The 13613-nt window shown below is 36.1% G+C and carries 10 protein-coding genes; 6 read left to right on the plus strand and 4 right to left on the minus strand.

The features are described 5' to 3' along the window. Nucleotides 1-1070: 1070 nt before the first annotated feature. Nucleotides 1071-2222 carry an FMN-dependent L-lactate dehydrogenase LldD gene (gene lldD, locus ACFING_RS07320; protein WP_375630302.1) on the minus strand — a complete coding sequence of 384 codons (1152 nt, stop codon included), beginning with the start codon at nucleotides 2220-2222 and terminating at the stop codon, nucleotides 1071-1073. Nucleotides 2223-3371: 1149 nt separating this feature from the next. Beyond that, nucleotides 3372-4460 (minus strand): 2'-deoxycytidine 5'-triphosphate deaminase, encoded by a 1089-nt coding sequence (locus ACFING_RS07325; RefSeq protein ID WP_375621066.1) that lies wholly within the window; start codon nucleotides 4458-4460, stop codon nucleotides 3372-3374. A gap of 238 nt (nucleotides 4461-4698) precedes the next feature. On the opposite strand from ACFING_RS07325, the gene mutL reads away from it, so the two are divergent. After that, nucleotides 4699-6552 carry a DNA mismatch repair endonuclease MutL gene (gene mutL, locus ACFING_RS07330; protein ID WP_375630303.1) on the plus strand — a complete coding sequence of 618 codons (1854 nt, stop codon included), beginning with the start codon at nucleotides 4699-4701 and terminating at the stop codon, nucleotides 6550-6552. Nucleotides 6553-6661: 109 nt separating this feature from the next. After that, complete coding sequence (locus ACFING_RS07335) at nucleotides 6662-6898, plus strand: DUF2093 domain-containing protein (RefSeq protein WP_375608064.1); 237 nt, start codon at nucleotides 6662-6664, stop codon at nucleotides 6896-6898. Between the two features lie 19 nt (nucleotides 6899-6917). On the opposite strand, the gene lpxK is transcribed toward ACFING_RS07335, so the two are convergent. Next, complete coding sequence (gene lpxK / locus ACFING_RS07340; RefSeq protein ID WP_375630304.1) at nucleotides 6918-7958, minus strand: tetraacyldisaccharide 4'-kinase; 1041 nt, start codon at nucleotides 7956-7958, stop codon at nucleotides 6918-6920. Further along, on the minus strand, nucleotides 7948-9270 hold the full coding sequence (gene waaA / locus ACFING_RS07345) for a lipid IV(A) 3-deoxy-D-manno-octulosonic acid transferase (RefSeq protein WP_375630305.1): 1323 nt from the start codon (nucleotides 9268-9270) through the stop codon (nucleotides 7948-7950). Before waaA ends, lpxK begins: the two co-directional genes overlap by 11 nt. 1201 nt (nucleotides 9271-10471) lie before the next feature. Here waaA and ACFING_RS07350 point away from each other — a divergent pair. From ACFING_RS07350 to ACFING_RS07365, 4 genes are all read left to right on the plus strand, one after another. Continuing rightward, complete coding sequence (locus tag ACFING_RS07350; RefSeq protein WP_375630306.1) at nucleotides 10472-11098, plus strand: hypothetical protein; 627 nt, start codon at nucleotides 10472-10474, stop codon at nucleotides 11096-11098. Between the two features lie 176 nt (nucleotides 11099-11274). Continuing rightward, entirely contained in the window at nucleotides 11275-12450 is a 1176-nt protein-coding gene (locus ACFING_RS07355) for an AMP-binding protein (RefSeq protein ID WP_375630307.1), read from the plus strand. 56 nt (nucleotides 12451-12506) lie between these two features. Next, the gene (locus tag ACFING_RS07360) at nucleotides 12507-12914 is read left to right on the plus strand and encodes a hypothetical protein (RefSeq protein WP_375630308.1); all 408 of its coding nucleotides are present in this window, start codon (nucleotides 12507-12509) and stop codon (nucleotides 12912-12914) included. Nucleotides 12915-13177: 263 nt separating this feature from the next. Then, the coding region (locus ACFING_RS07365) for a class I SAM-dependent methyltransferase (protein ID WP_375630309.1) at nucleotides 13178-13613 on the plus strand (436 nt) is incomplete at its 3' end.

Here is a 13613-nt window from a genome sequence, read left to right on the forward strand (position 1 = left end):
TATCCCAACGCTTACAAGTGTGCCAACAATTCAACTTTGAGATAATAGATCAGTGCTAGAGTTATGCCAATCTCACCAATCTGTTGTTGTCTATGAAGAGCATAGTATCAAAGGAGAAGCTTGGAGATGCAATTGTTAAATCGCTTATGGAACAAAACATTCTATGCCAATTTGTATCATTAGGCCCCCCACCATCCCCATCTGCAATAAAAATGAACTGGATATTTTAACAAGTTATAAAATCAATCGAGAACGCATAAATAGTGTTAGAAATGACATACTATACAAAAAATATTCAACTGCTTCCTAATATGCTTGCCAGTTCAAAAACATCATAAATCATTGAAAATACAAGAAAATAAGAAAGAAAAGCATATTAATTCACGCAGTTTTGCTCTCAGTAAACGAGCTTTTTTAAAGATAGTACGGATATTTTTTCATTGCTTAAAAACGTACTCCATAAAAACAATATCATATCCATATAATATATTATCCAATGAACTTAATATAAATAATATATAGATTATAGAAATATTATTTATTAGATACATTTTTTATTATAATTATAGATTAAAATAAATACATATTGACATTTTTAATAATTTTATTTATGTATAATAATTAATATTATTCTATATTAAAATAAAACTAAATGGATTTTATAAATTTACGTTTTATGCCAATGTGGAAAAGAAGTAATTAATATATTATATTTTAATGTTTTTTATATACAGGAGGGAAAAATGCTCACAGCATTATTTATAGCTATTTTTTCTATATCAACAGTTGTTTTACCTTTAATATCAGCACTTGTTCCTTTTTATCCGTAGAATGAGATTTTAATAAAGTAAATAAAATATGTATGCAATGTTATTATTGTTTTTTTTCGTGTTAATTATTATCAATAATATTTAATATTATTGTAGTTACTGAGTATTTTCTGTGATTTTATAGAGGAGCTTATTGATCTTTTCTATTTAACTTTAACTGTCAACATATTTTTAAAATATATAATTATGCTCCTCTATAAAAAGACTTTCTTTTTCTGAAAGAAGTATAACATATTGCTTTCATTGCTTAAAAACATCTATATTTACTAAACTCTTGCGTGTAATATCTTTGATTATCTGAGTACCAGTCAGTGTCATAGCTACCCGCATTTCATTGGCAAAAAGATCAAGGAGATGCATAACACCTTTCTTACCTGCTGCTGCAAGCGCATAAACAAAAGCACGGCCAATCATAACAGCATCCGCGCCTTGTGCTATCATGCGTATAACATCAAGACCAGAACGAACACCTGAGTCCACTAAAATAGTCAAATAATCCTTTACAGCATCCGCAATTGCAGGCAATGCTCGTGTTGTTGATAATACACCATCAAGCTGACGTCCGCCGTGATTAGAAACAACAATACCATCCGCACCAAATTTTACTGCTTCTCGAGCATCTTCTGGATCAAGAATACCTTTCAAAATCATTTTTCCTTTCCAAAAATCGCGAATCCATTGTAGATCATGCCAACCAATTGATGGATCAAAATTTGCACCAAGCCAACCAACGTAATCATCCAATGCAATTTTCTTTTTGAGATAAGCAGAGACATTTCCAAGATCATGAGGGCGCCCCATAACACCAACGTTCCAAGCCCAATATGGATGAGTCAAAGCTTGTAAAAAACGACGTAAACCAGCATAAGGACCAGACATTCCCGAATGCGCATCACGATAACGTGCACCAGGAATTGGCATATCAACTGTAAAAACCAACGTGCGTACACCAGCCAACCAAGCCCGTTCTAGTGCATCACGCATGAAACCGCGATCTTTGAGAACATAAAGTTGAAACCAAAATGCACCTCCAACCGCTTCTTGCACTTCCGCAATAGGACAAACTGAAACAGAGGATAGAGTAAAAGGAATCCCTTTTGCCGCTGCGGCACGCGCTGCTTTTACCTCTCCACGACGTGCATACATGCCCGTTAGCCCAACAGGCGCAAGTACAATCGGTAAATCAAGTGTCTGATCAAAAAGCTTGATTGAAAGATCAACTTCATCAACTTGCCTTAGAATCCTTTGACGCAATGCAAGTGCTTGAAGATCTGTACAATTACGTCGCATCGTTTCTTCAGCATAAGCCCCACCATCAATATAGTGAAAAAGAAAGGGAGGAAGACGACGCTTTGCTGCCTTACGATAATCAAGTGTTGAAGAAATAATCATTGATGGCACCATTGTTTCTAAATGAAAAGAGAAAACATCCTAAAACGCATAAAAGCGAATCCATGTACCTACCTATTCGCTATTCTCCCAAAGCACTCTATTGAATAGATAGAAGCAACAGAGACTGCAACTTTCTAAAAAAACTAATTGATAAAAACAACGTCTTTATTGCTCTTATCCAAATTTAAAATCTCACAGTATGAAGTATCATTAATAACGTATCTACTCATATATTCTTCATGTGCAATTAAAATGTTATTCTCTCTTTAAAGCAATCCCTTTTCGAAAGCGATTGCTCCGTAGCTTAATTAGTTATAATTTAAAGTCGCTTCTCCCTCCAAAGATCCTTACATTATCAGTTATTAAGAATATAGAGTGTCATTAAGTATAAATCATAATCTCCCCCAAAAGATGAAAAAATCCTTTATTAATACTGGAAATAAAGCTGTCGCATACATGCAGAAATCTTCTTATATCAATATTCAAAACTGAGATCTGTTACTTATTCATGAAAGTTTATAAAAATATATAGTGCCTAATTCATATAAAGCATAAAAACTTTTAATGTTCATACCAATAGAAACCTTCATATTTAATTGAATAATTTTCTAGCAATATTATATCTTGAGGCTATAAATGAGTTACTAAAATTAGAACAATGTTTATTGAAAATAATTGTTACTAAACTGGAGTGAAAACTTATCTATTAACGCTTAAGGATAATTTTTATGCGGAATAAAATATACTGGTTATTACACTCTAGAAAAATTGAGCCAATTGCAGCATCCAATCTCGCATATTTACTTTGAAAAGTGAGTAGCTACTGTTATATTGAATTTTATTAACCTATTGATTTATTATCATAAATATGAACAACATATTGAATATAGTAAAATTCTTTTATTGTAAATTTTGTCATGATGAAATAATCAAAACTATTCTTTTGCACATCATAAATGGAGTTCGTATAGATAGAACCTCTTGAAAAAAGAAGTAAAAATGCCTCTCATACCCTCTCAAATGCAAGAGATGAGATAACCTTGGAAATTAAAAATAGAATGCATGACGCCGGTTTTGCGAAGCACAAAATTTTCTTTTATCTAAAATACGTTTTCTGCATACATGTTATCAAAATTCGTGGTTCCCAACTCATTTAAAATGCTTGGACAACTTTAAACCCTGTGCTTGATAATGTGATCCAACATCATGTCCATAAAGGGTTGATGGTCGATTAAGCATATGCTCATAGACCAAACGGCCAATAATTTGACCATGCTCTAAGATAAAAGGAACTTCATGGCTCCGCACTTCTAAAACCGCTCTTGCTCCTTTTCCACCCGCCTCCTTATGCCCAAATCCTGGATCAAAAAAGCCTGCATAATGCACCCTAAACTCGCCCACTAAAGGATCAAAAGGTGTCATTTCTGCGGCATAAAGCGGAGGCACATGAACAGACTCTCGTGAAACTAAAATGTAAAATTCATCAGGATCAAGAACCAACTCCCTTTGACCACGATCAAAAAGAGGTTCCCAAAAATCTAAAACGTGGGCAACGGCACGTTTATCAATATCAATAACACTTGTATGATGTTTACCACGATAACCTATAAGCCCGTTTTCGTCTCCCTTTAAATTAATGGAAAGACCAATACCACCAACACTAATATTAGGAAAATCATCCGATATCAGTGTTTCTTGCCTTTGCAAAGTGTGCAACTCTATTTCATTTAAATAACTTTGCCCTTTTCTAAACCGAAGCTGTGATAAATGTGAGCCTGTATGCACCAAAATTGGAAATGTGCGTGGACTAATTTCCAAATAAAGTGGACCATGATAACCAGCACAAACTTTATCAAACTCTTGAGCATTATCCGTAATGACACGTGTAAAAATATCTAATCGGCCTGTAGAACTTTTGGGATTAGCAACAGCAGATAAAAATTCTGGTAAAGCTAAACTTTCCAAAAGAGGAACAATATAAACACACCCCGTTTCCAAAACGGCTCCACCTCGTAAATCAAACTCATGCAACTTTAACCGTTCAAGCTTATCCAAAACTTTTGTATCAGGTCCCGGCATAAAAGAAGCACGTATACGATAAGCTTTCTCCCCTAAACGAAGATCAAGGCTTGCTGGTTGTATTTGAGATCTATCAAATGGATACTGAGCCTTGAGAAAGTTATTCTCAATCAAAGCTTGTATATCACTATCTGCTAAAATACCGCTTATACGCGCCATATATATTGCCTTCCCTTTTTACATTGTTTCTTTTTTGACCTAGATGATAAACTGGTGCAAGCTATTTTAAAGTGATAAAAACTATTTTTATGTTTTTTCCAACCGACTTGTTAACATAAAATAAAATAGGAGGTATTGTAAAAATAATACCTCTCATGTTCTCTTATTCTTGAATGTCTCGCAAATGATGTTATCATAATTTTCTATAGAACCCTTAAGATTCCTGTTAGAATTTATTATGATTATACGCCATCTTAGCGAAAATATTATTAATCAAATCGCCGCCGGTGAAGTTATTGAACGACCAGCAAATGTTGTCAAAGAACTTGTTGAAAACGCTATTGATGCTGGTGCAACACGCATTGAAATTATTACAGCAAATGGTGGAAAAAATTTTATAAAGGTGAGTGATAATGGTTATGGAATTCCTGCAGATCAATTAACTTTAGCAGTTTCTCGCCATTGTACCTCAAAGATTACCGATGACGTACACAATATCTGCTTCCTTGGATTTAGAGGAGAAGCCCTCCCTTCTATTGGTTCTGTTGCTAAACTTAAACTCATTTCACGAACAAAAGATGCTGAGAGCGCTGCTGAAATTTCCGTTACTGCAGGAAAAATTGTAGGACCCAAACCAGCTGCTGCGAATCTTGGAACAATTGTTGAAGTTCGTGATCTTTTCTTTGTCACACCGGCACGATTAAAATTTATGAAAACTGATCGGGCTGAAACAAGTGCTATTAGCGATATGATTAAACGAATTGCTATCGCATTTCCACATATCCGCTTTTCTCTTTCAGGACTAGACAGAACATCTATAGAACTGTCTGCTACAGAAAATAATACTCAAGGACAATTACAACGTATTACGCAAATTATGGGAAAAGAATTCGCCCCTAATAGCATTACACTGAATGCTGAACGCGAAGCAGTGCGCTTAACGGGTTTTGCTTGCTTGCCATCTTTTAACCGAAATAACAGCCTACATCAATTTGCTTATGTTAATGGGCGTCCCGTGCGTGATAAATTTCTATGGAGTGCACTCCGAGGTGCTTATGCTGATGTTATGCCCCGTGATCGTTATCCTGTCGCTATTCTTTTTATTGATCTCCCACCTGCTGAAGTAGATGTTAATGTTCACCCAGCTAAAGCTGATGTACGATTCCGTGATCCAGGATTAATTCGTGGTTTAATTGTTGGAGCTATTCGTGAAGCATTGCAGCAATCTGGTATTCGTCCGACTTCAACCCGTTCTGAAGCAATGCTTACTGCATTTCAAACACAACAACCATTGGCACAACAACCATTAGGCAATTTTAAGAACACGCACCAGTTCTCTTCTTATAACCCACAGCCTCATCATTTTACCAGCGCTTCAATGGTTCACAAACCCCTAGATATTACTAGCTCTTTTGATTTAAAAGAAGATGCTACTCCTATTATGGAGGGCTTAAATATACCAAGTGGAGATGCATACATTCCAAGCACTATACCTTCATCAGAAGAGTTATCTTATCCACTAGGAGCGGCCAGAGCACAAATTCATAAAAACTATATTATCGCCCAAACACAAGATAGTTTGATCATTGTCGATCAGCATGCAGCTCATGAACGATTAGTTTATGAAGCACTCAAAAATGCACTTTATTCCAAACCGCTTCCTTCACAGTTATTACTTATTCCTGAAATTGTAGAACTCTCTGAAGAGGATGCAACATGCCTTTTAACGCATAAAGATGCTTTGCAAAAATTTGGATTAGGAATAGAATCATTTGGACCAGGAGCAATTGTTGTGCGTGAAACCCCTTCCATGTTAGGAGAGATCAACGTCCAAGCTCTTATTAAAGATCTTGCAGATGAAGCCGCTGAGTATGATACAACAAACAATTTAAAAGCAATGCTTGATTATGTTGCAGCAACGATGGCCTGTCACGGTTCAATACGGTCAGGGCGCCTTTTACGCCCCGAAGAAATGAACACACTATTACGACAAATGGAGGCAATACCTAATACAAGTACATGTAATCATGGGCGCCCTACTTATATTGAACTCAAATTGGCAGATATAGAACGTCTTTTTGGCAGAAAATAAGCTCTTCATCATTTTTACAAGAAAAATATTTTAAAATTAACTCTCGACTTTATAATATATTTTATGGCACTTTTCTTGAATCTCTTGTATCAAGTAAAAAGGAGTTATAATGTTTCCCAATGGTGAACGCGAAGCAAAAATTCATTATTCTAATAACGGATATGACATTATAGAATATGGTACCTATACCATTTGTGCTGTTAGCGGGCAAAAAATCCCTATAGATGATTTAAAATATTGGAATCATCACCGCCAAGAAGCATATGCTAGTTGTGAAATATCCTATCAGCGTGAACTTGAGTGCAACCCATATCTCAAGCAATTATTAAAAACAAAAGAAAAATAACCCCTCGAAAGCTACAAATTTAGCCTTTGCCTTTTAGACAAGAAAATTCAAGGGAACGTTTTCTAAAGCGGGTCATGACCTCTTCAAGGACCATACGACAGAAGTCTTTTTGAACAAAATCGACATTCACATCAAAGACAATAAGATTTTTCAAACCTTTTTGCGTGTGAATTGTCTGTATACGGATATAATCTTTAGCTGTTGTTGCTAGCCATAAATTGTGCATTTTAGCCTTTTGTATAAGGCTTTTTAAATTTTTATCTGTGAAAAAATAGTGGTCTGGATATATGTAAGTTTGCACCACATGACCGGACAATTCTTTAATAGATTTAAAAAATTTATCTGGATTGCCAATACCAGCAAATGCCAAAAATGATTTTCCTGAAACCTCATCAGAGGCACTGGCTTTAAGATGAGCACGATATAAAGGCTTTCCAGTACGCGAAACAAGAAAAGCGACATTATCAGGCGCATCGGAATGACCAATCAATAAAACACTATCCATAAAAGAAAACTGCGTTTTTAATGGTACGCGCAAAGGTCCTGCTGGAAAGACAGCTCCATTACCAAAACCGCGCATCGCATCAACAACGAGTAACGCATAATCCATATAAAGACGGCGACTTTGAAATCCGTCATCCATTAAAATAAGATTACATCCCTCTTGTTTAAGCCGTTGTGCCGCTGCATAACGATTAGGTGATACAGCTACAAAAGCATGCCGTGCAAGTAAAAGTGCCTCATCTCCAACACTATATGGAGTATCATATTTTTCATTTACAAGATGTACCCCTTTAACTGATCCACCATAACCACGAGATATAATACCAGGTACGAAACCAAGTTCTTTAGCCACTTTTGTAAAAGCAATAACAACCGGCGTTTTACCCGCACCACCACATGTAAAATTTCCAATACACAAAACTGGCAGATCAATCACGGGAGGCTGTCTTGTCATAAAACGACTTGAAAAATAACCATACCCCCATGAAAATGGAGCTAACACAAAACGCAAAAAGTTTTTATTTTTCCACCAAAAACGAGGGGCGCTAATATGCATATCTACCCTGACGCTGACGTAACCCTGTTTGTATTACAAGGGGTTGTAAAAATGGATCTAAAATCTTTAATGTGCGCTCAAATGCACCTGCCATATCTGTCGCCACTTCATGAGCCTTATCAACCATTTCTTGCCGCAATGTTTCATTTGTTAAAAGCTTATACACCTGAATAGCAAGCTGTTTTGTATCTTGAACCATATATGCTGCATCATGCGTTAGAAATTGTTTGAACATCTCTTGAAAATTTGAAACATGAGGCCCTGTCAAAATAGCGGAACCAAGCAAAGCCAATTCCAATGGATTGTGTCCACCATTTCCACATAACGATTTACCAACGAAAGAAACTTTCGATAAGCGAAGAAAAAGTCCCATTTCTCCAATGGTATCTCCCCATAAAATATCGGTATTCATGTTTGGAACAACGTCTCTACTCCTACGAATAAAACTTAACCCCTTATTATCGCATTTTCTGATAAGATCTTCTGAACGTTCAGGATGACGAGGTACAATAATTGTTAATAAATCTGGCAAATAATTTTTAACAATTTTATGGACCTCAAAAGCAATCTCCTCTTCCCCTTCATGCGTTGAAACAGCTGCCCAAACTGGGCGATTGCCGATAGCATTACGATAACGTGCAAGCAATTCTTGATTTTCAACCAGAAAAACATCAGCCTTGAGATTACCAGAAAACGTAACAGATTTTACGCCAAGTGTATGGTAATAAGCTACATCTCTTTCGTTTTGACCAATCGCCAAATCAATATCCTTAAAAATATGTTTGGCAAGAACGCGTCGTTTTTGCCAAGCTTTAAAAGAACGTTCAGACATATGGGCATTAACCAAAATCTGCGGAATACGCATTTTTGCAAGTTCTTTAATACGAAGGGGCCAAATTTCTGATTCACAAATCAAGACGAGATCAGGCTTCCAATGACTAATAAAACGGCGCACTGCAAAATCTAAATCCAAAGGAGCATATTGATGAATCAACCTATCACCAAAATGTTTTTTCACAAGAGTAGAAGAGGTCACAGTCCCTGTTGTCATTAATACATTGATTTTCAATGATAAAATATAATTTACAAGTGGAAAAAGTGCAAGTGTTTCTCCAACACTTGCTGCATGCAACCAAACTAATGAACCTTGGGGACGTACATGAGAACTTTTACCTAAACGCTCTTTTTTGCGACACCACTCTTCTTTTCCACGAATAGCACGAAAGAACAAATAAAAAGGAATAACAGGACATAAGCAAAAACCAATTATCCGATAGCTTAAAAGAGCCGTATGTGCCTTTAATTCTACCATTTAAAATCACCTCATCCAGCTATTTTAAGATATCTATATACTTATTTTGTTAAAAAAATCATCAACGCTATTGGTTGCATCCATATTTTTTAATATCATCCATATCTTAAATAAAAAAAGCTTAATCCATGAGAAAATTCAATACATATACACATTATTTAAATCTCTTTTAATTAAATTTTGTAACTTATATCGATTTTATCACTTCATTCTGCACCCTATAAAAAATCTTACTCAAAAATAACAAAACTACATTTCAGTCGATTATAATTTTTAAAATATAAATGATAAACCTATGACATAGATTGTATCAATTTTTTCAACTCACTGAATAAATACTTCTTATGATTTTAATGAGACTTTGAATTTTGCACGTTGGTATTTTAGAGAAAAAGCTTATTTTTACATATGTTAGGTATTGTCAATTTTTCAAAAAATAACCCATATAGACATTACAACCTAATATAAATACAACAAATAAAATGTGTTTAAAAGAAAGCTCAATCTCTATTATTTCATTTCAATAAAATGAATATGTCAAACTAATCTTAAAAACTTTTGAATAGTATAGAGTTCTCATTTTAAATTGTGATATAATCTCTTAAAGGTAATCCAGAAAAATCTAATCTTGTTTAATAGAGAATTTCTTAAAAGTCTTAAAGCAATTTAAATAAGAGTTTTCAAAATTTTAAATCCTCTCTTTTCAGGACGTCGCAATGATATATTATTCCTTTTAAGATTGTATATAATCAACACAAAATGATTAACTTATAGATTTTAGTTTTAAATGAGTACTCAAGAAACCCTTATGAGGTAAGTTAACTTCATAAATCTATTCAGTTTCTCTAAGTTTCTAATTTTGGTAAAGTTTCTAACGACTTTCATGGTTTCTAAGCTTATAGTAATAACTCGTTGAAAAAATTCCAATAGATAAGTAACGAGTGCTAATAATCTCAACAGAGTAATAATTGCTATCATTAATAATGCTACTCTTTTTATTAATCTTAACGCATTAGTGTCTCATACCCCATTCAAAAGCAGAGTGACTATTCACAATATAATCATAAACTTCGAGTGATAGCTGTCATGATAATATTGCTGTTGTAAATAGGTTTATAGAAACTGTCTTGCATTTTTATTAAGCGTAAAGATGGTGGTGCAATAATGGATTTTATACCTTGCGCGATTAGAAGAAATGGGAGTGATATCGACTGATCAAAACTACAGTGGACCACGGCGTTCGCGGCCTTTTGACCGGCATCGCAGCGGATTTGTTTTAGCGGAGGGCGCAGGTCTGTTCGTTATTGAAAAATTATCTAACGTACTGGCGCGGCAGCGTGAGCCGTTGGCCTATTTATTGGGTTACGGCGGCACACTTTGCGCACAGCATATTGTAGCGCCGCATAAAGATGATCTCGAAATGCAACTGTCGATGGAACGAGCCATCGAACATGCGGGTATTGACCGTACCGCTATTGATTTTGTGAATACACATGGGACATCGACAGTACAAAATGATCAGCACGAAGCCAGCGCAATCAGAACGGTTTTTGGCGCGCACAACCCAGAGATTGTGGCAACAAAATCTTGGCACGGGCATCTGATTGCTGCTGCCGGTGCGATGGAAATTTTGTATGTACTGGTTTCTTTTCGGAACAATGTTTTGCCTAAAATTTTGAATTGTGATGAAATCGATCCTCAATTGCCTGCTAGCATTGCGCTTGTGAGGGAGCATCAGTACCGACCGCTTAAATATGCATTGAAAAACTCATTTGGTATGGGTGGTAGCGCAAGCAGCTTGGTTTTAGGGAACCCACAATATCTGTAAGGGACACCTCATGCTAACAATATATTCCTTATTAGAAAGAAACTGGCAAGCGATTTATCATCACAGTCATTATTCGGCAGAGGATGTCAGCATGATGACAAAAGGGTGTGCAGATACCGTAAGTTAGATATTTTCGTGATCGCCCGCAAGAGGAGCAAAATAAGCTGTTTGTTTTTGTGATTAGAAATAATTTCAAAGGTCTAATCAGCTATTTTGTTGCGTCTATGCTAAAATTGAAAGCTTGGATCGTCAGTATTCATGATTTAGACATTGTTGATATACTGGTTGATGCCAATTGCATTGCGGCTGTTGTAATGAGCCATGAAGTTAGGAATATTAGTATCATCAGTCACCGGATTAATATCGCGTTTGATCACTGTTTTTCAACTGTGAACGAAAATCTGGCTGATTTTACAGCATATCTGTGCGCGCATTTCTATTTTTGTACCTCCGGAACAACCAGTAAGCCGAAGTTGATTCAATATCATGAAAATATTCTGATTGAGAATGCCATCGCGGTGAGCCAATCTCTTGGACTAAGTAATGAAGATTGCTCATTGTGTTATTTCCCAGTGCAGTATATGTATGGTCTCTCTACTATGCTATGTGCCTTCTTATCGGATAGCAAACTGGTATTTGAAAAATTTCAAATAAGTAATATTGTTGAACTCGTTTCGCACTATAGCATTACCAACTTGCCTTTAATCGGTGACTGGATGCTGGAAGTAAGCGACATTTTTACCAAAAGCCGAATCCATGTGCAAAATATCTTGAATGCATCCGATCGTTTGCTCACCGTACAAGCATCGGGCATCCTCTCATCATGCACGACGTTATGGAATAACTTCGGTCAGACCGAATCCGGACCGCGCTTGTTTCATAATAAGATCTGCTCGCTACGCGATATTGAAAGAACCAGTAAATATGGCGTTGTGGCACCGGGTAAGGTTCTGGTGAGTGATATAAAAATTGATTTGCGCCCCATTGATCGGACGGATGCTTCTGATTCAGTGCGCCGTATGTTTTATAAAACGCCTTTCGCGTGTGATGGTTATGTTGATAGTTCCTTGCAATTAAAGCCGCGTGATGAATGGTTTGATTCCGGCGACCTGTTTGTTAAAGATGAATCCGAATGCTATTACTGGATAGCCAGAGCCGTTAATGAATTTAAACACAATGGTAAGTTTATCCCAGTTCAACTGATCTCAAATGACATTATTAAGTATGCCGGATGTTTAAGGCATTACTTTTCAAAAGCACAGAACGGCGATCTTTATCTCAACCTTGATATGTCGGCAAATAGTGAGCAGGTTAAAGTCGTTACTAAACTATTGACTGATAAATGGTATTAGTATGCATTTAAAGTAAATATCAGAAAAATTGCCACGACAAATACAGGGAAAATAAAATGTACCATGTAGATAAAGCTCATGATATGAGCAGAGTGTATGTTAATCGTCGTGCAAACAATTATCTGTGCATTGTCAGCCATTCTTTTTATACCTATTTTTTAGCTATTGATAGGCTTCATCGTTATTTGCCTGTATCGACGAGACGTACATCAAGAATGATATTGCACCGTGAAATGGCGAATGTACTTTTTATCGATATATTTAAACGGATTTTGCCAGATGTAAAGATGTCACACAGTTCTGTAAGCCATGGACGGAGTAAAAGTATTATGTTGGTTAATAAAGATGCGCGGACTTTCCAGCAGGGCAGGTGCTGGATAATCGGCTATGCACCACAATATTTAGCTGCATGGAGAGCTTGTATAAGGCATTATGCACCATCTCGGCGTGCATTTTTGATATAAATGATTATTTTTTAGTTGAACATGACAGGACGCGATGTGTTTTTCGGTACGTTGGGAATATATTTGCGTTTAAAGGGATGACGTTTATTTGTAACTGCTATTATCTTTGTCAATCTGTGATAACCGTTGTTTTGCTGGATGCATATTTGCAATCAATTATTTTAGATGACCTCTTATGTGAGGACATAACCGTTTCTATACCCAGTTAGTTTTTAACGAGTTTATGGCAATGCCATAACTAGCTTCATTTAGAGGAATATGTGATGAATGATTTACTGGTGAATATCAGCCCTGAGCACTATGAAAGGTATGCTACTGAAGGTACATCATCGTGGAATGCGTATTTGATGGAAAGAATTCTGGAAGAAGCATCTGGTGTTACTTCTGCGAAGAAAAAAATTCTCGATATTGGCATGGGAACTGGCCACATGCTTTTCAAACTTTACCGCTCCCAAAAACTCACAGACTATTCCTTTTACGGGGTTGATATCGATCCCCGTATGGTTCAGTTTTGTGTTAAAAAATGTACCGAGTTAGAATACCAGCATGCATTCAACATCATTGAAGCCAGTGTCAGCAATTTACCGTTTCCCGATAACTCCTTTTCAATGATTTATGCACGTTCCGTAATTCATCACTGGGCTGAACCTAAAAAAGGATTACAGGAGTTGTGCTGTGTTTTAGATCGCGGCGGTCGTA

This window comes from Bartonella sp. AP150HLJHH (assembly GCF_042196385.1).
Classification (GTDB): Bacteria; Pseudomonadota; Alphaproteobacteria; order Rhizobiales; family Rhizobiaceae; genus Bartonella.